We start from the raw sequence: 19,999 nt of genomic DNA on the forward strand, positions 1-19,999 counted from the left end.
TATTAATTCACTACCGGTCATATCCAGCGCAAAGTAGCGATATGATGATTTTGCCGTTATCTTTCGCGGTCTTTCCGTCATCATACCTACATGAAACGAATCGCTCTATTTCCCGGCTCCTTTGATCCGTTCACAAAAGGCCACGAAGATATCGTGCTGCGAGGGCTGCGGCTCTTCGACGAGATTGTGATCGGTATTGGGCGTAATGCCAACAAACAGCGGTATTTTGCGCTGGAGCAGATGATGCGACTCATCGAAGAAACGTTCCGGGACTACCCGACCGTGCGGGTTGTCAGCTACGACGACCTGACGGCAAACGTAGCCCGCCAGCTAGGTGCCAGGTTCCTGCTGCGGGGGCTGCGCAACACCACCGACTTTGAGTACGAAAACGGCATCTCGCAGGTAAACCGCTTTGTATACGAAGAAGTAGAAACGGTGTTTCTGATCACATCGCCCCACCTGGCCCCCATCAGTTCGAGCATCATCCGCGACCTGCACCGCTACGGTAAAGAAATCGACTCGTTTCTGCCTTATAAATTTCAGGAGTTGTAAGCTGCCATTACCACGTACCGAGCGACTCGATGACGTACCGGATGGAGCTGAACGAGTTGGTCAGGGCCAGTTGCACCTGCCGGCGATCCATCCAGGCCAGCTTTTCAATATCCTCATCAGCCTGGGGTGCCATCCGGCGGTCATCGACGACACTCATCCGGTACCACTTCGTCCGCTTCAGAATACGGCTACCGTTCAGGCTGTACGTATGCCAGGTCGTGCAGATCCGTTCGCCCAGGGCTACTTTGATACCCGTTTCCTCTTCCACTTCCCGGGCGGCCCCTTCGCGCGACGATTCGCCGTCGTCCAGCTTGCCTTTTGGCAAATCCCAGACACCCCGCCGGAACATGAGCAGAATTTTTATATCGTTTACAATGACGCCCCCGGCTGCTTTTACGACCTTAAAATGACTTTTTAATTCATCTTCGCACGCACTTTTATCGGCGCAAACCAGCGTCACGGACAGCAATCCGTTCGTTTTGGCCTTTTGCAGCAGACTGAGCAGCCGGTCGATAGTAGCGGGTGTGGCGTTCATGACCAACAGGTGCCCATGCAGCGACTCGTCTTTCAGAATCTCCAGCCGGGCGTCGATAATCTGGTCATAATCAGTAAACGATTGGTGTTGCGTAGAATCAAGAATCTGTGATGCGGCTTTCGCACCGACGAGCCGGATTGGTCGGTCGTCAATAAAGACAATCATGCAGACAAGAGCAGTTCGTGCCGCAAAAGTAACAAAACTATTAGTCCCTCGCACGACGGTCCGATTACTGACGGCTTATTCCCTCTGAACAGGATAATTGCCGTAGCCATTAAAAACTGCCTGCGATTGCTATTTTTGCAATACGTCAATGCCTCTCCTTTGTGGAACTACTCATTATTTTATTTCTGACGATTCTGAATGGGGTGTTTTCCATGTCAGAAATCGCCCTGGTATCGTCGCGGAAATCCAAATTAGAATCAGCCGCCAAGAACGGTGATCGACGCGCACAGGTGGCACTCGACCTGGCTAACGCGCCAAACCGATTTCTGTCGACGGTGCAGATCGGTATTACGCTCATCGGTATCCTGCTTGGTATTTTTTCGGGCGACCAGCTTACGACCGACGTACAGAACTTTGTCGCGCAGATTGCTGTCCTTCAGCCCTACGCCCATCCGGTTGCGGTTGTGTTGGTCTTGCTGATGCTGACGTACCTGTCGCTGGTACTGGGCGAACTGGTTCCCAAGCGTATTGGCCTCTCCAATCCCGAAGGCATTGCCAAAACAATGGCCGCCCCCATGATCCTGCTGTCGCGGCTAACTTCGCCGTTTATCAGCCTGCTCAGCTTTTCCAGCGATATTCTGATCAAGCTCTTACGTATCAAACCGAACGAAAGCGCCGTTACGGAAGAGGAAATCCGGAGCCTGATTGAAGAAGGTGGCTCAGCCGGTACTATCGAGGAAATTGAGCAGGAGATTGTGCAGAATGTGTTTCAGTTGGGCGATCGCCGGATTACGTCCCTGATGACTAACCGGCAGGAAATCGTCTATCTCGATCTGGAAGAAGACCCGGCCGAAAACAAAGCCCGCATCATGGATTCCAAGCATTCGGTGTACCCGCTCTGCAAGGGAAGCGTGGATGATGTGCTGGGGTTGATCTACAGCAAAGATTTTCTGGGGAAAGACCTCGAAACCGAATTGCAGCGGCTGATGGATCTGAAGCGCGACGCCCTGTTTATCCCGGAAAACAACCGGGCGTATCAGGTACTCGAACGGTTTCGGGAGCGTAGGCAGTACGTAGGTATTATTGTGGATGAGTACGGTGGCATCCTGGGAATCATTACGCTGAACGATATCCTCGATGCACTCGTCGGCGATATCGCCGACGATACAGACTCCGATTATGAAATTCGGGAACGCGAAGACGGCAGTTTCCTGATTGATGCGCAGTTACCGTTCGACGAATTTGTGTCGTATTTCGACATCACGATCTCCCCCCAGAGCCGTCGCGATCTGACGGGATTTGATACGCTCGGCGGCTTTGCGCTGCATATCCTGAAAGACATACCCACCACTGGCGAAACGTTTATGTGGCAGGGGTATACCTTTGAAATTATCGATATGGACAAAAGCCGAATTGACAAAATTCTCGTTCGTAAACCTACCGAAGAATAAATTTTTTCCGAACAGGCATACCCCGGTGCCGGTTGTAGTGAGTAACTAAACTCATCAGCAACCATGCGACACCTGATTCAATATGCAAACACGCCCGACGATTCGGGGCGAATCCCATCCGGTATGGACCATGACCCAAACGCCGACGAAGAAATCATCGATCAGCAGGCGGGTGAACAGTATCCCAAGCCGGTAGAAGATGATCCGGATGTACCATCCGACAACCTGGCAAATTCTATTGCCTACGCCATCGATGGCTCAGGTCCCGGTCCCACCGGCAATGAACCGGAAGGTACTGAACGAAAAGTGATTCACGAAGGCATCACCGGTGCCGGCCCGGAGGATGAAGAAGAGGAATTTCGGAGTCTATTGTAATTAACGTATCAGGTTTCAGGTTCAACGTTGTGGAAGCATCAACAACGTTGAACCTGAAACTGGAGCGTTAACCGTTAGACAACCTCCTTATACTGCATTCGGTACAGATTCGCGTAGAAGCCTTCGTGCTGCAACAGTTCTTCGTGTGTGCCCTGCTCCATAATCCGCCCTTTGTCAACCACGATAATCTTATTGGCTTTCTGGATGGTTGATAACCGGTGGGCAATCACGATAGCCGTGCGGCCTTTCATGAGCTTATCGATAGCGTTCTGAATCATCTCTTCCGTTTCGGTGTCCACCGACGACGTAGCCTCGTCCAGTACAATGATTTTCGGGTCCTGCACCATAGCCCGAACGAACGAAATCAACTGACGCTGCCCCACCGACAGGGTTGAGCCGCGCTCCATTACGTTGTAGCTGTAGCCGCCGGGCAACCGCTCGATGAAGTCGTGTACGCCCACCAGTTTGGCCGCTTCAATCATTTTTTCGCGGCTGATGCGCTTATCACCGAGGGTAATGTTGTTCTCAATGGTGTCGGAGAACAGGAAAACATCCTGCAAAACGACCCCGATGTTGCGTCGTAAAGCGCCCAGTTCGTAATCGTGTACATCCACGCCATCGACTAGAATCTCGCCTTTATTAATATCATAAAAACGGCTGAGCAGGTTGATAATGGACGATTTACCTGCGCCGGTTGCGCCCACGAACGCGATCGTTTCGCCGGCCCGTACCTTAAACGAGATGTCGCGCAGTACGTAATCTTCATTGTTGTAGGCAAACCAGACGTTGTTGAAATTTACCTCGCCTTTCATGGCCGTCGGTACAAAAGTGCCGTTGTTGACGGTGTAGTCCGTACTGTCCAGCAGTTTCAGAATACGGTCGGTGCTGACGATCCCCATCTGGAGCGTATTGAAGCGGTCGGCCAGCATCCGGATAGGTCGGAAAAAGAGGTTGATGAACATAACGAAGGCCGTAACGGTCCCGAACGTCACCTCCTCGTTGATGATTTCGCGGGCACCGTACCAAACGACCAATCCCACACCCAGCGCCGAAATGATGTCGGCCACGGGATAATAAACCGAATAATACCAGATCGAGCGAATATTGGCTTTGCGGTGTTCGTTGTTGATCGCCCGGAATTTATCGGCTTCAATTTTCTCGCTGCTGAATATCTGAACTATACTCATGCCCGTGATGTGTTCCTGCACGAACGAGTTCAGATTGGCCACGGCGGCCCGCACTTCGTTAAACGAATCCTTGATCTTTTCCTTAAAGATGTACGTACTGAGCAGCATCAGCGGAATCATCGACAGGCTGATGGCCGACAGTCGCCAGTCGGTGTAGAACATCACAGCTACGATCAGAATCAGTTGAAGGATATCCCCGGCGATAGCGGCCATGCCTTCACTGAACACATCGGCAAGGGTTTCGACGTCGGAGATCGACCGCGTCACGAGCCGGCCAATGGGCGTATTGTCAAAAAATTTGAGCCGCAGGTGAAGAATTTTCCGGTACAACTGCACCCGAATGTCGCGGATAACGTGCTGCCCCAGCCACCCCGACAGATACGTGTTGGTAAACTGTACGATGGCCTGCAGCACCAGAACACCGATCATCAGCATGAGCATGAGGGTCAGGCCCTGATAATCACCCGCAGCAATCTCATTGTCAATCGTGTACCGAATCAGCAATGGGGTTAAGGGAGCCAGCGAAGCCGACAGCAGGATGATAAACACCAGTAAGTAAAATCGGCTTTGGTAAGGGCGTACAAAGCTGTACAGGCGTTTGAGCGTTGGCCAGTCAAAAATTCGACCACTCTTCTGTTCTTCGTTCACGGGAAAGCGACTAAATGGCAAGTTTTCTGGGTAACAGCAGAAGTCGATTTTCAGTTTACCGTTTAGAGTTTTTCCGTTCAACGGTAATTGGCATCCCCAATTATTGGACAGAAAACCGTAAACTGTATTTGGAAATCCAACTTACTACCATGACTATAGAATGGATTATCAGCGCCTGCCTGGGGGTCGGTTTAGCCGCCTGCTGCGGTTTCCGGGTGTTTGTGCCCCTGCTCGTAGCCAGCGTCGCGACTAAATTAGGAATCATCGGCACCATGGAAGGCCTTGAATGGATCAGTTCCTGGACGGCTCTGGCCGTGTTGTCGGTGGCAACCGTTTTTGAACTCGGTGCCTATTATATCCCCTGGCTCGACAACCTGCTGGATACCCTGGCCACACCCGCGTCAATTATTGCCGGTACGCTGCTCGGTACGTCGTTTCTACAGATCGACAGCCCAATTCTCGACTGGGGGCTTGGTCTAATGCTGGGTGGCGGTTCGGCGGGACTCGTGCAAGCTGGCACCAGTCTACTCCGGTTAGGGTCCACGGCGACTACGGGGGGGATTGGCAACCCGGTCGTGGCCACGGGCGAGAATATAGCTTCGTTCGGGTTGTCTATCCTGACCGTCCTGCTGCCGTTGTTTGCGTTCGTGATTATCGTGCTGGTACTGCTGTTTATTGCCGCACGGCTGCTCAGTCGGCGCAAAGTGTGGTTCACCCGCGCTGGCCGCAACCAGGCCGGAGGTACTAGTCCAGCGCAGTTTCCACGTAGTAGCAACGGCCGCGTGTAGCCAACCGTGTTGAATTACTTTTCGAATTCAACTACGTACTCCGAAAGGTACACACTCTTTTCGGGTAGGATATCTTTAACGAAGAGCCGGGCTTTCTGACCAAGCTTCAGGCAGGTACGCTTTTGGGCAATGTCCTCGGGCGTGTTCATCGGTTGCAGCGAGGGGTACCACAAAAAATGCCCGGGTCGGCTCAGGAGCAACTGCGGTTTGCTCCATTGCTGGGCGTTATCGCCCTTGCCCAGGTCAGCGTTGGTGTTGAAGGAAATGAAGATGTCGCTGCCCGCCCAAGACGGTCCAACTACCTTACCCATTAGCATCACCCAGGCATTGAGGTACGTGTTCCAGCTTACCGATGGTCCCCAGTGGAATCCCCCTGTAGGCGACGAAGCGGCACCACCTCCTTCCGCCCGTGGAATCTGAAGCGAGGCTATGGGCGCACCAATGCCGTTGGGCAAGGCATTGAAGCCACGACCATCCCAGCGCCGGGCTTTCCCGACCGGGTTGTCCAGATCCGACAGCCGGATACGCGCTACGCTGATGCACTGGCCCTTGTATTCGTTTTCAGGTCGGTAAGTCGCCGGCTGGTACGTACCGGGATAGCCGTATTCGCCGTAAAACAGGTACAGGTAATCACCACTGGCCACGGCCGACGGATCGCCCACGCCCCCGGCGAAGGTGTTCGACGTATTGTGCGGCTTCAGAATCATCCGGGGCTGGAGGTCCTCAATGAACAGGCCGCGGTTATCCCAGCTTCGACCACCATCGGTCGATTTCATGATGCCGATCCGGCACACGGCCGCCGGAGACGTTGGGCCTTTTAGCCCCTGCGGCCAGTTTTTGTTGATATAGCCTTCGCCGGTTTTCGGGTCGTAAGGCAGCGTTGACGGGTAGTTTTCGTTGTGGTAAACCGCGTAGAGCGTTCTGCCGGAACGGTCACGAGCATCCTGATAAACGGTTTCGAACCAGACAGCCCCGTGTAGCCCGGCTTTACCGATGGGCGCATTGTCGGGTATTTTGGGCGTACGGAACTCCTCAGCCTTTCGGCTGAACGCTTCGTCGGCGTTTCGTCCATCCGCAAACTTCAGGTCGTCAGCATAGCCCCAGAGCGGGTCCTCGCCGTGCTTGCCCGGAAAAATCCGGAACGTATCGCCAACCCAGGCTTCGGCCATGTTACAGTCGACGAAGGAGTTGAAATAAAACGTCTGGCCAGGTACCAGTTTAAATTTAGGCGTAGCGGTGGGTCGGTCAACGGAAAGCTGGCTCACCGGCAAAAAGCCGACTCCAACGATGAGCATCCCACCCACCGCGGCTACTGCGAGCATTCTCTGTACGTTCATGGGCCTAAAAGCTCAGGCGCCGTCGGTTTTACTAATCGCCTGAACACAACGAACCGGCGTGTCTGTCGGATTGATTTGTTTCAACATCTAGTCAGTTGTCTCCACGCCAATCCGGCAAACACACCGGTTCGTTCGCCATATTCACAATTTACTACAGCGTTTCCACCGTCCGGCGCACAAAAGCCGTCAGATCGGCTCCCGACAGCATGTTCTGCGACAGCAGGGCCAGGTCGTACACCTGCTTGATCAGCGCTTTGCGGGTATCTTCGCTCTCCGTCGCCAGGATCTTACCAGCCAGCGGGTGGTTGGCATTTACGACCACGTTGTAGTTCATCGGCAGATTACCGTAGAACGACTGCTCACCGGCCAGCGTCGACATATCCTTCATCCGACGCAGAAACTCCGGCTGCGTAATGGTGACGGGCAGTTCGTCGGTGGGCTGGGCTTCTACACTCACCGTCAGCGCCTTGCTATCCAGCACCTGCTCAAACAACTCTTTCAGTTTCGTCCGGTCGTCTTCCGAAAGTACGCTTTCGCTGTTCAGCCCCTTGTCGACAAGCTTGTCCAGCGTATCGGCATCAACCCGCTTGAAGGTCGTCTTCTCGAGCTTGTATTCAATGCTGTTGATGAAGTGCGGATCGATCACGTTATCGAACAGCACGACGTCGTAGCCGCGCCGACGCGCCGACTCGATGTAGGCATCCTGCTGTTTGCGATCCGTCGCGTACAGAATCACGAGCGTATCGTTTTTGTCGGTCTGATTGACCTGGTACTGCTCGCGGTATTCGTCGAAGGTGTAATACGTCCCCTCCGTGTTTTTCAGCAGGACAAACGACTTAGCTTTTTCCCAGAACTTCTCGTCGCTGAGGGCACCGTATTTGATGAACAGCCCGATGTCATCGAACTTCTCTTCAAACGCTTTCCGGTCGGCTTTAAACAGGTCACTCAGTTTGTCGGCTACTTTCCGGGTGATATAGCCGTTGATTTTCTTCACGTTCGCATCGGCCTGCAGAAAGCTTCGCGATACGTTCAGCGGAATATCAGGCGAATCGATGACGCCGTGCAGCATCATCAGGAAGTCGGGCACTACGTCCTTTACTTCGTCGGTGATGAAGACCTGCCGACTGTAGAGCTGAATTTTTTCACGCTGGAACCGGAGTTCATTCTTGACGCGGGGGAAGTACAGAATCCCGGTCAGGTTGAACGGATAATCGACATTCAGGTGAATCCAGAACAGCGGCTCTTCCGACATGGGGTACAGCTCGCGGTAGAATGTCTTGTAGTCCTCATCGGAAAGATCCGAAGGAGCTTTGGTCCAGATCGGCGTGGTGTTATTAACCACCTCTCCGTCGAACTCGATGGATACAGGCAGGAACCGGGCGTACTTGTCCAGAATGCCCCGTAGTCGCCCTTTGTTCAGGAACTCCTCGGAGTCAGGAGCAATATGCAGAATTACGTCCGTACCCCGTTCAGCGCGGTCGGCGGGGGTCAGTTCAAACTCCGTCGAGCCGTCGCAAACCCAACGGGCGCCCGACTGGTCGGCCCCATTCGCTCCTTCGCGGTAGGATTTAGTCACGATCTCGACTTTTTCGGCCACCATAAACGCCGAATAGAAGCCCAGTCCGAAGTGTCCAATGATAGCGCCTTTATCATCGGTTTTGTCCTTGTACTTCTCTAAAAATTCGGTTGCACCAGAGAACGCAATCTGGTTGATATATTTCTTGATTTCGTCGGCCGTCATACCGATACCATTATCGCTGACGGTGATCGTTTTGGCTTCCTCGTTCAGCGATACGGTCACTTTCAGGTCACCCAGCTCGCCCCCAAACTCGCCAAACGATGCCAGTTGGCGAAGTTTCTGCGTTGCATCGACGGCGTTGGAAACCAATTCCCGCAGGAAGATTTCGTGGTCCGAGTAAAGGAATTTTTTGATAATTGGGAAAATGTTCTCGGTATGGATCGAGATCTGGCCCCGCGTGGATTCGCCCCGCGTGGCACCATCCTTTTCGTTTTGTACTGCTTCCATATCAATTGTTGACTAGTTGACTGGTTATATCCCTGACCGGGCGGTCGTCAAATCCTGTTCCAGACGCCAGCCCGGCTGACAGATTGGCAGAATTTGCTGGAAAGATTTATCCTATTTATTCAATAGCCGCTGCCTGTCTCCCATTGAGTAATCGCCGGGTACTCACCATTCAGATAATGTATCCAACAGTTGAGAACACAAAACCGGTAGTTCACGCATAATCGGTTTCACAGCCCTTTCGGCTCCGGGTAATTTTGATCGTGCTGAGACCTACACTGTGAAACGCGCTGCCTCTTTTTTACTACTCAACTGCCTGATGAGCTGTGTCCACCCTACCGTCCAAACGGACAAGGGGGAATCACTCCGCACCATCACCGTGAAGCCGACGCCCGCCCGGATTGAGCGCGGGCGGTACCTGGCCAATCACGTGGCAGCCTGCCTGGATTGCCATTCCCGACGCGACTGGACGCGACTGGCCGGGCCGATCAAATCGGGTACACTGGGCGCCGGTGGCGAAGAATACGGAAAAAATTACGGCCTGCCGGGTCGTATCTACGGCCGGAATCTAACCCCATCGGCGCTGAGCGACTGGACCGACGGCGACCTGCTGGTAGCTATCACTACCGGGGTAAACAAACAGGGCAAGCCGTTGTTTCCGCTGATGCCGTACCGCAACTATCACCAGATGCGGCTGGATGATGCTGTAGCCATTGTTGCGTATCTCCGCACGCTCGATCCCATTGCCAATGACGTTCCAACCGCCCGCGTACCGGCCCCCATTCGGCTGGGGTTACGCCTGATGCCCCACCGGGCCGTTCTCAGGACGGACACAACGGCGCTGTCGGGTGTCGCATATGGCCGCTACCTCACGCAAATGGCCGGCTGTGCCGACTGTCATACCCGCCGGATCATGGGAAAACTGGTTGCGAAAGCTCCGTTTGCAGGTGGTATGGCAGTTCAGGTGACCGGTGGAGTTGTTCAATCGGCAAACATCACCCCCGAACCTGAAACCGGTATTGGTCGCTGGACACAGCAGGATTTCATTAATCGGTTCAAAGCCTACGACCCGACGCATTTCATAGCCCCGTCCGTCGGCGATGGCTTCAATACGGTCATGCCGTGGACCTTGTACGCGGGAATGACAGAGACCGATCTCGGCGCTATCTACGACTACCTGCGGACGGTCCCTCCCGTGAAACATCAAGTCATTGTATTCTCGGCCACGAACAACAAACAACGTACTAAAACGGACCGTCTGTCCAACCCCAAAAGCGAATGACTCAGCGTATGCTCAACCCACTCTATTCTATAAACCTTTCGTTCAACATGCTACGACTCCTGCTTCTGCTGCTCATCCCGACCGGTTTTGCCGTTGCGCAACCGTTTTCCATCAAAGGCTCAGTAACGGGCGCTGACCAAAAACCCGTGGAGGGTGCCGTCGTTTCCCTGCTTCGCTCAACTGATTCGTCATTCGTCAAAGGTGCACTGGTGGATGGCAATGGATCATTTGCAATAGCCAATTTGCCGGCCGGCAATTTCCGCCTGTCGGTGAGTTACCTGGGCTATCAGAACTACCTGAGCCAACCGATCCTGCTGGACGAACAGCACCCGAGTGCAGATCTACCGGCAATAGCATTGCAACCCGCCGAGAAAAGTCTGAGCGAAGTGCGTGTTGTGGCAAAGAAGCCGTTTGTGGAGCAGCGCATTGATCGCGTCGTAGTGAATCCTGACGCACTCATCAGCAACGCAGGCACGACCTCGCTCGACGTACTTGAAAAAGCACCGGGCGTACAGGTTGATGCCAACGGGGTGATTAGTCTGCAGGGCCGGGCGGGGGTGGTCGTGTTCGTGGACGATAAACCGACGTATCTGTCAGCGGGCGAACTGGCTAACTACCTGCGTTCATTACCGTCGGGGTCGATCGAAACAATTGAGATCATGACAAATCCACCCGCGAAATACGACGCGGCCGGCAACGCGGGTGTTATCAACATCCGGTTGAAAAAGACGAAAGCGCGGGGGCTGAACGGAGGCTGGAACGTTAGCTATGGTCAGGGTCGTTATTTCCGCAGCAACAACAGCGCGAATCTAAACTACCGCACCGGTAATCTCAACTTTTTCGGGAATGCCAGCCTGAACGCTAACAACATGTACCAGGACCTGACCATCTGGCGCGAGTACTTCGCCCCGACCGGTCAGAAACAATCAGGTTTTACACAAAACTCCTACATCCGGCGTCGGATGAACAGCGCAAACCTTAAGGCTGGCGTAGACTGGTACGTATCAAAAAAATCGACGCTTGGGCTGGTTTTGAGCGGGTTCTACAACCCGGGCAGCTCCACCGTAACCAACAATGCCCGCGTATTCGACGCCAACGGTGGGGTAACGGCCCGGGTGGAAGCCTTCACGCCATCTGACCGGCTGCTGGACAACAAAACCGCCAACCTGAACTACGCGTATAAATTCGATAGCAGCGGGCGCGAGCTATCCATTAATCTGGACTACCTCACTTACGGCTCCAACACCGATCAGTCGCTGATCAATACCGTGTTTGCCACCGATCAGCCCGTCGAAAAAACCATTCTGGAGTCATCATTGCCGTCTACGATCAATATCCGTACGGCCAAAGCCGACTACGTACATCCATTGGCCAAAGGCAGCAAGGTCGAAGCAGGTATAAAGCGCAGCGATATCGAAACCGACAACGTAGCCAATTTCGTCGACGTAGTGGGCAGTGTACGCCGACCTAACTACGAGTTTTCGAACAACTTTACGTACAACGAAGCCATTAATGCAGGCTATGTGAACTATAGCCTTGAGCGCAAACGGTTTACGATGCAGGCCGGACTACGTTTCGAGAACACGGCCATTCGGGGAGAGCAGCTGGGCAACGAGATGGTAAACGATTCGTCGTTCAGCCGGCAGTACAATAGCCTATTCCCAACGTTTTACGCGACGTACCGGCTCGATTCGGCAGGTAAACATCAACTGCGGTTTTCGTACGGTCGACGGATCGACCGACCCAACTACCAGTCGATGAACCCGTTCACGTACCCGCTGGACCGGTTTACGCTCTACGGCGGTAATCCCTACCTGCGGCCTACGTACTCCGACAACCTGGAGTTTTCGCACACCTTCAACAACGCCGTCACGACAACGCTACGGTACAGTGAGGCCCGCGACGTAATCTTCGAGACGATCCAGCAGGGTGATCAGATCTTTTACAGCCGTCCGGGTAATTTTGGCAAGCAGATCAGCTACGGCATTGCCCTCAACGGCACCTGGCAACCCGCCAAGTGGTGGACACTACAGGTGTACTCCGAAGTGATGTACAACCGCTTCCAGGCTAATCTGTACAATCAGCAAGTAGACAACAAGGGAACGTACTGGTATGTCGCCCCGACGAACCAGTTTCGGCTAGGTGCCAACTGGAGCGCCGAGCTGGCCGGTACGTACCAGACACGGGCCTACGCAGGTCAGTTCATCGTTATTCCCATCGGTCAGGTTCGGGCGGGCGTATCAAAAACGGTCTGGAAAAATAAAGGCACCCTCAAACTGGCCGTCAGCGATCTGTTTTATACAAACCAGGTAGGCGGAAACATCCAGGGCCTGGGCAACTCCACCGCCCGCTGGTACAGCTACCTCGACAGCCGCGTGGCTACCATTTCTTTCGCGTACCGCTTCAACAGTGGACAAACCCTCCGGCAGCGGCAGACGGGCGGCTCGGAGAGTGAGCAGAGCCGGGTCAGAAGTTAATTTTTTAGTCCAGCAATCGTTTGTAAAAGGCAAGCGACTCTTAGCGAACAGGTCGGCGAGATAGATTGTTACGCCTGTGTATGACCACACAGCCTTACACGGACATTAATCTCGCCGATCTTGATTTACTACGCGAGGAGCCCAATACAGTCGTTGTCGACGTGCGCGACGAGTGGGAATTCGAGGAGTTTAACATGGGCGGGATAAATATACCCCTGCCCGACATCCGCGCCCGTAAAGCCGAATTAGAGCCATTCGACACACTCATTGTCATCTGCTCCAACGGCGTTCGCAGTCGGGTGGCGGCTAAGGATTTTCTACGTCAACCCGAGTTACAGCACAAAGCTATCTACCACCTGCACGGCGGTTTGCTGGGCGATGAAGCCTGACCTACGTTACGATGGTAAAACCGGCTTTGGCGGCCTGTTTCTCCACATGGGGCAGATGGATCTGTAAAATATCGTGCACGTTGACGCGAATCTGCTGGCTAAGCTGATTCAGGGGTAAATCGTTACGTTCGAGACCGAACGGATCTTCAATCTCCTCACCGATCAGTTCCAGCCCTACGAGGATATACGACGCAAACAGCACCATCGGGATGGTCAGGTAGCCATAGACGTCGATGATAGTAAACGGCAGCACGGCTACGTACAGCATGATAAACAGCTTGAGAAACAGGTTGTAGGAAAAGGGGATGGGCGTACTCTTGATCCGTTCGCAGATACCGCTCACATCCATCAGAACGGAGATCAGCTCATTAAGATTGATATGCTGTGATTCAGAAAAGTAGCCTCTTCGGTACAGCTCTTCCGTGTGTACCCAGAGATGATTGGTAACACTGGCCGGTCCGTGTTCAATTTTACTCAGTTCACGTCGATCTTCATCTTCCAGCACATCCAGCTCGTCGGGATTGGGCCGATCCCGAAGGTGGTTTTTCAGCGCAAACGGAAAGTTAGAAATAGCCTTGGCGAAAAACTGCCGGTTGGTGTCATCGTCATTGGGTAGAACAGCGTTATAAAAAATAGCCAGATTCCGGCAGCAGTTCACAAGAACACCCCACGTCCGGCGCCCTTCGTAGAAACGATCGTAGGCGGTGTTAGTACGAAAGATGAGCAACAGACTAAGCAGAATACCCATAGCCTGCAGAAAAGAGCTGGGCGTATCTTTCAGCCGAAGGTCGTAATACCGAATTTCAACAACGCACACGGCAGCTACGTAGAGGCCCACTATGACCAGTTTGGCTAACAAGTCCTTTGCCGTGGGCCCCGTGTGAAAATGCCAGACGGCCGGCAGCCAGTCCTTCGATTTGTAAACAATCATAGGTAGTAGTTACATGTTTCGCACAAACATTCCCCACCTATAACTGCGACTTTACTCAAAGAGTTATTACCCCGTCAAAAACGCGTCTGGCCGGACCAATCAGGTAGACATCGGTAAAGCCACCACCTTCTACGGGGTTGAACGACACGCGCAGATTCCCTCCTAATGTTTGAATAAACACCGGATCGGGCATGTTCAACTGCCGGTGAACCACCAGCGCAGCCGCCGTTACGCCTGTACCGCAGGAGTAGGTTTCATCCTCCACTCCCCGCTCGTAAGTCCGGACAAACAGCGTATGATCGTCCATGACCTGGACAAAGTTCACGTTCGTGCCCCCCGGCTGAAAAGCTTCCGAATACCGGATGGCTCGGCCTTCGCCTACTACGTCCATAGCCGCCAGGTCTTCGGCAAACTTGACGACGTGGGGCGAACCGGTATTCAGGAACGTGTGGCCAGGGTGCTGCTCCATACCGGCTACATCGTTCATCTTCAAAAAGATTTCTTCTTCGCACACCACCGCTACGTGTTCACCATCAACGGCCCGGAAGCGGGTTTCGCTTTCGAACAAGCCCAGGTCGTGCGCAAACCGTACGATACACCGCCCGCCATTACCGCACATGCTTCCTTCGGCGCCATCCGCATTGAAATACACCATCCGGAAGTCATACTCGGAATCGTTCTGAAGCAGAATCAGGCCATCAGCCCCAATGCCGAACCGCCGGTGACATAACCGCTCGATGAAAGCCTGATCACCGGCCGGGAATGTCTGGTCGCGGTCGTCAACCAGCACAAAGTCATTGCCGGTTCCCTGGTATTTAAAGAAGTTCATAGCTTACAAAAAAAGCCGCCTTTTCAGGCAGCTTTTCAACAATGTGCTTGACAGCAATTAGGCTGCTACTACCTGTGTTACTTTTGCTTTCCGCTCTTTCACACGGGCAGCTTTACCCTGACGGCCGCGGAGGTAGAACAACCGCGCGCGACGTACTTTACCCATGCGTACGATTTCAACCTTGTCGACGTTGGGAGACAGAGCCGGGAAAATCCGCTCTACGCCAATGCCGTTTGATACTTTGCGAACGGTAAACGTTTCACCGTTGGTATTTGGGTTACGGCGCTGAATCACCGTACCTGTAAACACCTGAATACGCTCTTTATTGCCTTCGCGGATTTTGACGTGCACGTTTACGGTATCGCCGGACCGGAAATCAGGCAGATTGGTGCGACGTTGTGCGTTGTCGGCCTCCACCAGTTTGATTAAGTCGTTCATGACTGTATATATGTGATAGCTACTATCGCCAGATAAGAATTTGCGAAATGAGCCGCAAATATAGTAAACTTCTCACTGCCAGAAAATACTTTTGCAAAATTACCTTGAGTGCACTCCATGAAGATCCTGAATGTTGACCAGATTCGCGCGCTTGATCAGGCCACTATCCAACACGAACCCATTGCCCCGCTCAACCTGATGGAACGAGCAGCGCAGGGATTCGTCGAATGGTTCGCGGCCCGGTATCCTAACACGTCTCCTATCAAAATTTTCTGCGGACTGGGCAACAACGGGGGCGATGGTATGGCCATCGCCCGGCTCCTGCTGGAACGGCACTATACCCTCGATATCTACGTAGTACGGTACGCGCCCCGCGAATCGGACGATTTTATGCACAATCACCGGCGGCTGAAGCTGATCACCGAACAGGTCAGCTACATTGAACTGTCGACCGACATTCCCGCTATCCGGCACAATGAGATCGTAATTGACGCCATTCTGGGATCAGGCCTGTCGAGACCGGCCGAGGGCATTATCCGGAGTACGATTGAAGCCATTAACCGGGCACCGGCAACCGTGATTTCAGTCGATATCGCCAGTGGTCTCTTTGCTGATAAACCCAATCGCCCCGATGACGTAATCATTGAGCCCGATCATACCGTTACGTTTCAGCTTCCCAAACTGGCCTTTGTTTTACCCAGAAACGGCCGATACGTTGGTGAATGGCACCTGGTAAACATCCAGTTAAACAAACGATACATTGATCTGGCCCCCACGCCGTATTACTACACCACTCCTCACGAAGCCCGGCTGCTGCTACACAAACGTGACCGGTTTTCTCACAAGGGCACGTACGGCCATGCTTTACTTCTGGTCGGCAGCTATGGTAAAATCGGGGCGGCCGTACTGGCTTCCCGGGCTTGCTTACGGTCAGGCGTTGGGCTGCTGACAGTCCAGGTACCCCGCTGCGGCTATTCAGTGTTGCAAACGGCCGTCCCGGAGGCCATGTGTCGCCCCGACGGCCATCAGTATGTGCTGACGGGGCAGAGTGAGGTGGAAAGTCCTGCTCCGGCCGAATACTCGACGGTAGGCATTGGCCCGGGAATCGGTAAAGCTCCCGAAACGCTGGCCATGCTGCGGGAACTGCTGCCCACCCTGAAAAAGCCGATTGTACTCGATGCCGACGCGCTGAACCTGCTGGCCGAGCACCGCGAGCTGCTCGACATCCTTCCCCACAACAGTATTCTGACCCCGCATCCTAAGGAGTTCGAACGGCTGACTCAGCCATGGGCGGATGATTACGAAAAGCTGAACAGCCTGCAGGCTTTCGCCAAACGGTATCGGGTGGTGGTGATTCTGAAAGGTGCCTTCACGGCGGTGGCTACTCCCGACGGTGAGGTGCATTTTAATTCAACCGGTAATCCGGGATTGAGTACCGGTGGTACCGGCGACGTACTGACAGGCGTGCTGACGGCTTTACTGGCCCAAGGTTACGACTCCGTTGAGGCCGCCGTATTGGGTGTGTTTGCTCATGGCCTGGCCGGCGACCGTGCTGCTGACCAACGGGGGCCTATTGGTATGGTGGCTTCGGACGTAATCGACGCCCTGCGGTGGGATTAGCAGTGTGGATTTAGCACTACTACAGTTGTGGAGACATTACCACACTCCACACTTTAACCTGACTAATCGACTATTTCGTCCAGATTAGTTTATATGAATCCGAGATACGTTCACACAAAAAGTATCAGGTAGTTATACGTATAATAAATGAAGCGTAGTTCCGCTCTAAAAAAATAAGGTTCCCGGCCCCAAATTTGCGTTGTCTTCACCACATCTATACCACCAGGTACCATGAGAAACGTAGCACAACGGGAGTGGCGCATGAGCCGGCCGACTAGAAAGAGTCGTTTAGTATTAGATCAAACGACTGCTCTGGGTGGACTAACACTCGCTTTATTTACATACATTCTGTACCACTTTATTTACCCGCTTATCTCCAAAGGGCTTCTTTGGTAATTCGCCCCAGGTGCATTAATCGCCCGGCCAATACAGTCAATCGTATTGGCCGGGCGATTGCTTTATAAGCCTACGGATCAACTCAATACCTGATACGTCAGAAAAGCGGCTACGTAGGCAAGGGCGCTCATGTAAATCAGTTGAACAGCAGGCCATTTCCAGCTTCGGGTCTCGCGCTGGGTAGCCGCCAGCGTACTCATACACATCATGGCGAATACGTAAAAAATCAGTAAAGAAAACGCCAGTGCCGGGGTGTACATTGGCCCACCGGTGTCGGGGTTGCGCTCCGACCGCAACCGCTCCCGGATCGTTGTTCCATCATCATCGTCGCCCGAACCGATGCTGTAAATCGTCGACATCGTGCCAACAAACACCTCACGGGCTGCAAACGAACTCAGCAGCGCGATACCAATTTTCCAGTCGTACCCCAATGGTTTGATAACCGGCTCGATAAAATGGCCAAAATGACCGGCATACGAGGCTTCAAGCCGCTGGGAAGCTACCTGATTTTCCAACTGCTCAGTGGACAGGCCGGCACTCTGCCGCCTGACCCGCTCCTCTGCCTGCTGCATGTCGTCGCCGGGGCCGTAGCTGGCCAGCACCCACAAAACGACAGAGATGGCTAAGATGACCCGCCCGGCTTCCCAGACAAACGAGCGGACACTTTCCCAGACCGTTAGTCCGACGTGGTTCCAGCGAGGCAGTTTGAACGTAGGCAGCTCCATGATGAAGAAGCTCCGCTCCTTCGAACGCAGCACCAGCTTCAATACGTAGGCGGACAGCAACGCGCTGAACAGCCCCAGTAGATAGAGCCCCATCAAGGCCAGCCCCTGTAGGTTGAAAAAGCCAAAGATCTGCTGCCTGGGTACGACCAGCGCAATAAGGATAGTATAGATAGGTAGCCGGGCCGAACAGCTCATCAGGGGAGTAACCAGAATGGTAATGAGCCGGTCGCGCCGGGTACCAATGCTACGGGTTGCCATGATGGCCGGTACCGCGCAGGCGACGCCCGAGATCAACGGCACTACACTCCGGCCATTCAGTCCAAACTTGCGCATGATCCGGTCCATAATGACCATCACCCGCGACATATAGCCGGATTCTTCCAGCAATGCAATCAGGAAAAACAGGAACGCGATCTGAGGGATAAACACGAGAATACCGCCGATTCCGGCCAGTATGCCATCCGTAAGCAGATCAGTAAGTGGGCCATCGGGCAGTTGCTCTTTGAGGGTACCATTGAGCCAGGCTACGCCCGAGTCGATAGCATCCATGAAAGGCTGAGCCCAGGCAAAGATGGCCTGAAAGATCAGCAGCAGGATAAACGCAAAAATGGCATACCCCCACACCGGATGCAGCAGAATCCGGTCGAGCCGCTGGCTCCAGGTCGGCTGATCGATCGGCCGGCGGTCAACAACCGCGTCGGCAATGACGTCGGCAATGCGCTGGTAACGCGTAATGGTTTCACTGGCCTGAAATTCCGGCTCGCTGAAACGATACCGGTCGATGATGCTGTCCAGCCCCCGACGCTGCTGCTGGTCCAGAAACGAGAAGCCATCGTGCTGGATGACGTACTGGAGCGCGAGGTAGTTGTTTTTGAGCTGATATGACCCTTTGGTATCAGCGATCAGCTCGCCCACCTGTTCAGCCGGGTCAAAGAATAACTGACGGGGCAGCGTAGGCTCGTTCAGTTGCGTAACGACGGCTTTTTTTAACTGGTCCAGCCCTTCGCCCGTCCGGGCGTTAATGCGTACCACCGGTACGCCCAGCCGCATGGCCAACTTGACGGCGTTAACCTCCTGGTGCTGTTTTTTGGCGACGTCGAGCATGTTCAGTGCCAGCACTACCGGTACGCCCAGATCCGCTATTTGCGTAAAGAGCAGTAGATTCCGGCGCAGGTTGGACGCATCGACCACCACCACGGCAACATCAGGATAATCCGGGTGCTGGGGGTTGGCCAGTATGTCCGTAACAATCTGCTCGTCGAGTGATTTGGGATATATGGAGTAAACGCCGGGAAGATCAACAACGATGGCTTCGGTTTGGGCATCAATCGGCCACGGACCCGACTTCTTGTCTACGGTCACCCCAGGAAAATTACCGGTTTTCTGGCGTAGGCCGGTCAGTTGATTGAAGAGCGATGACTTACCGGCATTCGGGTTTCCAACTAAAGCAATTACGGGGGACGTTTTCAAATTGGTGTACGCGGTTCCCCGCCGGGATTCGCAGTATTCTGCTTGATAGGCAGGCCACATAGCGGGCCACCTGAACCAATACCGCTAATTATCAATCAGAATGGTAGCTGCTTCCGACCGGCGCATGGATAAACAATAGCCCGATACGTTCAGGCAGATGGGATCACCCAGCGGAGCCTTGCAGTGAATACAAACTTCAGCACCCGGCAAGCAGCCCATTTCCAACAACTTGAGCGACATCAACTGGTCGTTAAAAGACCGAATAATAGCTCGTTCTCCAATTTTCAGATCAGCAACACTGCGCTTGCTCATGGTGTCGGTGGATGCCGCCGTCAGGCGTTAACATTTATTTAGATTCATTCAAATTAACGCAAGATTACG

17 protein-coding genes are annotated in these 19,999 nt (G+C 53.6%); 8 read left to right on the forward strand and 9 right to left on the reverse strand.

What is annotated here, in order from left to right; translation table 11 throughout:
* The first annotated feature begins 90 nt into the window (after positions 1–90).
* Positions 91–552 (forward strand): pantetheine-phosphate adenylyltransferase, encoded by a 462-nt coding sequence (coaD, locus tag BN8_RS20160; RefSeq protein ID WP_009283786.1) that lies wholly within the window; start codon positions 91–93, stop codon positions 550–552.
* Positions 553–559: 7 nt separating this feature from the next.
* Here coaD and BN8_RS20165 read toward each other — a convergent pair whose 3' ends face one another.
* Complete coding sequence (locus BN8_RS20165) at positions 560–1,252, reverse strand: NUDIX hydrolase (RefSeq protein ID WP_009283787.1); 693 nt, start codon at positions 1,250–1,252, stop codon at positions 560–562.
* Positions 1,253–1,413: 161 nt separating this feature from the next.
* On the opposite strand from BN8_RS20165, the gene BN8_RS20170 reads away from it, so the two are divergent.
* Positions 1,414–2,703 carry a hemolysin family protein gene (locus BN8_RS20170; protein WP_009283788.1) on the forward strand — a complete coding sequence of 430 codons (1,290 nt, stop codon included), beginning with the start codon at positions 1,414–1,416 and terminating at the stop codon, positions 2,701–2,703.
* 63 nt (positions 2,704–2,766) lie between these two features.
* Entirely contained in the window at positions 2,767–3,078 is a 312-nt protein-coding gene (locus BN8_RS20175; protein ID WP_009283789.1) for a hypothetical protein, read from the forward strand.
* A 74-nt stretch (positions 3,079–3,152) separates the two neighbouring features.
* Here the strand turns inward: BN8_RS20175 and BN8_RS20180 are convergent, their stop codons facing one another.
* Positions 3,153–4,913: an ABC transporter ATP-binding protein gene (locus tag BN8_RS20180; RefSeq protein WP_040006644.1), complete on the reverse strand. Its 1,761-nt coding sequence runs from the start codon at positions 4,911–4,913 to the stop codon at positions 3,153–3,155.
* Between the two features lie 149 nt (positions 4,914–5,062).
* Here BN8_RS20180 and BN8_RS20185 point away from each other — a divergent pair, with 149 nt between their 5' ends.
* Positions 5,063–5,701 carry a DUF4126 domain-containing protein gene (locus tag BN8_RS20185; RefSeq protein WP_040006382.1) on the forward strand — a complete coding sequence of 213 codons (639 nt, stop codon included), beginning with the start codon at positions 5,063–5,065 and terminating at the stop codon, positions 5,699–5,701.
* Positions 5,702–5,715: 14 nt separating this feature from the next.
* Here the strand turns inward: BN8_RS20185 and BN8_RS20190 are convergent, their stop codons facing one another.
* Both BN8_RS20190 and htpG read right to left on the reverse strand, forming a co-directional pair.
* Positions 5,716–6,996 carry a glycoside hydrolase family 183 protein gene (locus BN8_RS20190; protein WP_009283792.1) on the reverse strand — a complete coding sequence of 427 codons (1,281 nt, stop codon included), beginning with the start codon at positions 6,994–6,996 and terminating at the stop codon, positions 5,716–5,718.
* A 193-nt stretch (positions 6,997–7,189) separates the two neighbouring features.
* Positions 7,190–9,064 carry a molecular chaperone HtpG gene (gene htpG / locus BN8_RS20195; protein WP_009283793.1) on the reverse strand — a complete coding sequence of 625 codons (1,875 nt, stop codon included), beginning with the start codon at positions 9,062–9,064 and terminating at the stop codon, positions 7,190–7,192.
* Positions 9,065–9,380: 316 nt separating this feature from the next.
* Here htpG and BN8_RS20200 point away from each other — a divergent pair, with 316 nt between their 5' ends.
* The 3 genes from BN8_RS20200 (at position 9,381) to BN8_RS20210 (ending at position 13,209) form a co-directional block, all read left to right on the forward strand.
* The gene (locus tag BN8_RS20200; RefSeq protein ID WP_009283794.1) at positions 9,381–10,343 is read left to right on the forward strand and encodes a cytochrome c family protein; all 963 of its coding nucleotides are present in this window, start codon (positions 9,381–9,383) and stop codon (positions 10,341–10,343) included.
* Positions 10,344–10,390: 47 nt separating this feature from the next.
* Entirely contained in the window at positions 10,391–12,820 is a 2,430-nt protein-coding gene (locus tag BN8_RS20205) for a TonB-dependent receptor domain-containing protein (protein WP_040006646.1), read from the forward strand.
* A gap of 80 nt (positions 12,821–12,900) precedes the next feature.
* Positions 12,901–13,209, forward strand: coding sequence for a rhodanese-like domain-containing protein (locus BN8_RS20210; RefSeq protein WP_009283796.1), 309 nt, complete (start codon positions 12,901–12,903; stop codon positions 13,207–13,209).
* A 1-nt stretch (position 13,210) separates the two neighbouring features.
* On the opposite strand, the gene BN8_RS20215 is transcribed toward BN8_RS20210, so the two are convergent.
* Genes BN8_RS20215 through rplS form a run of 3 tightly spaced genes read right to left on the reverse strand, consistent with a single transcriptional unit; the run spans position 13,211 to position 15,407 of the window.
* Positions 13,211–14,140 (reverse strand): bestrophin family protein, encoded by a 930-nt coding sequence (locus BN8_RS20215; protein ID WP_009283797.1) that lies wholly within the window; start codon positions 14,138–14,140, stop codon positions 13,211–13,213.
* A gap of 55 nt (positions 14,141–14,195) precedes the next feature.
* Positions 14,196–14,969 carry a diaminopimelate epimerase gene (gene dapF, locus BN8_RS20220; RefSeq protein WP_009283798.1) on the reverse strand — a complete coding sequence of 258 codons (774 nt, stop codon included), beginning with the start codon at positions 14,967–14,969 and terminating at the stop codon, positions 14,196–14,198.
* Positions 14,970–15,026: 57 nt separating this feature from the next.
* On the reverse strand, positions 15,027–15,407 hold the full coding sequence (rplS, locus tag BN8_RS20225; RefSeq protein ID WP_009283799.1) for a 50S ribosomal protein L19: 381 nt from the start codon (positions 15,405–15,407) through the stop codon (positions 15,027–15,029).
* Between the two features lie 117 nt (positions 15,408–15,524).
* Here rplS and BN8_RS20230 point away from each other — a divergent pair, with 117 nt between their 5' ends.
* Positions 15,525–17,027 carry a bifunctional ADP-dependent NAD(P)H-hydrate dehydratase/NAD(P)H-hydrate epimerase gene (locus tag BN8_RS20230; protein ID WP_009283800.1) on the forward strand — a complete coding sequence of 501 codons (1,503 nt, stop codon included), beginning with the start codon at positions 15,525–15,527 and terminating at the stop codon, positions 17,025–17,027.
* Between the two features lie 473 nt (positions 17,028–17,500).
* Here BN8_RS20230 and feoB read toward each other — a convergent pair whose 3' ends face one another.
* Together feoB and BN8_RS20240 are read right to left on the reverse strand one after the other, a co-directional pair.
* Positions 17,501–19,678, reverse strand: a complete 2,178-nt coding sequence (gene feoB / locus BN8_RS20235; RefSeq protein WP_009283801.1) for a ferrous iron transport protein B — start codon at positions 19,676–19,678, stop codon at positions 17,501–17,503.
* A 24-nt stretch (positions 19,679–19,702) separates the two neighbouring features.
* Positions 19,703–19,930 (reverse strand): FeoA family protein, encoded by a 228-nt coding sequence (locus BN8_RS20240; protein WP_009283802.1) that lies wholly within the window; start codon positions 19,928–19,930, stop codon positions 19,703–19,705.
* Between the last annotated feature and the right edge of the window lie 69 nt (positions 19,931–19,999).

The organism is Fibrisoma limi BUZ 3, from assembly GCF_000296815.2.
GTDB classification, from domain to species: Bacteria; Bacteroidota; Bacteroidia; order Cytophagales; family Spirosomataceae; genus Fibrisoma; species Fibrisoma limi.

Excerpts from the sequence above, each read along its gene's own strand:
- coaD (WP_009283786.1), top strand. The coding sequence starts at position 91 with ATGAAACGAATCGCTCTATTTCCCGGCTCCTTTGATCCGTTCACAAAA.
- BN8_RS20165 (WP_009283787.1), bottom strand. The coding sequence starts at position 1,252 with ATGATTGTCTTTATTGACGACCGACCAATCCGGCTCGTCGGTGCGAAA.
- BN8_RS20175 (WP_009283789.1), top strand. The coding sequence starts at position 2,767 with ATGCGACACCTGATTCAATATGCAAACACGCCCGACGATTCGGGGCGA.
- BN8_RS20185 (WP_040006382.1), top strand. The coding sequence starts at position 5,063 with ATGACTATAGAATGGATTATCAGCGCCTGCCTGGGGGTCGGTTTAGCC.
- BN8_RS20190 (WP_009283792.1), bottom strand. The coding sequence starts at position 6,996 with ATGCTCATCGTTGGAGTCGGCTTTTTGCCGGTGAGCCAGCTTTCCGTT.
- htpG (WP_009283793.1), bottom strand. The coding sequence starts at position 9,064 with ATGGAAGCAGTACAAAACGAAAAGGATGGTGCCACGCGGGGCGAATCC.
- BN8_RS20200 (WP_009283794.1), top strand. The coding sequence starts at position 9,381 with ATGAGCTGTGTCCACCCTACCGTCCAAACGGACAAGGGGGAATCACTC.
- BN8_RS20205 (WP_040006646.1), top strand. The coding sequence starts at position 10,391 with ATGCTACGACTCCTGCTTCTGCTGCTCATCCCGACCGGTTTTGCCGTT.
- BN8_RS20210 (WP_009283796.1), top strand. The coding sequence starts at position 12,901 with ATGACCACACAGCCTTACACGGACATTAATCTCGCCGATCTTGATTTA.
- BN8_RS20215 (WP_009283797.1), bottom strand. The coding sequence starts at position 14,140 with ATGATTGTTTACAAATCGAAGGACTGGCTGCCGGCCGTCTGGCATTTT.
- dapF (WP_009283798.1), bottom strand. The coding sequence starts at position 14,969 with ATGAACTTCTTTAAATACCAGGGAACCGGCAATGACTTTGTGCTGGTT.
- rplS (WP_009283799.1), bottom strand. The coding sequence starts at position 15,407 with ATGAACGACTTAATCAAACTGGTGGAGGCCGACAACGCACAACGTCGC.
- BN8_RS20230 (WP_009283800.1), top strand. The coding sequence starts at position 15,525 with ATGAAGATCCTGAATGTTGACCAGATTCGCGCGCTTGATCAGGCCACT.
- feoB (WP_009283801.1), bottom strand. The coding sequence starts at position 19,678 with ATGTGGCCTGCCTATCAAGCAGAATACTGCGAATCCCGGCGGGGAACC.
- BN8_RS20240 (WP_009283802.1), bottom strand. The coding sequence starts at position 19,930 with ATGAGCAAGCGCAGTGTTGCTGATCTGAAAATTGGAGAACGAGCTATT.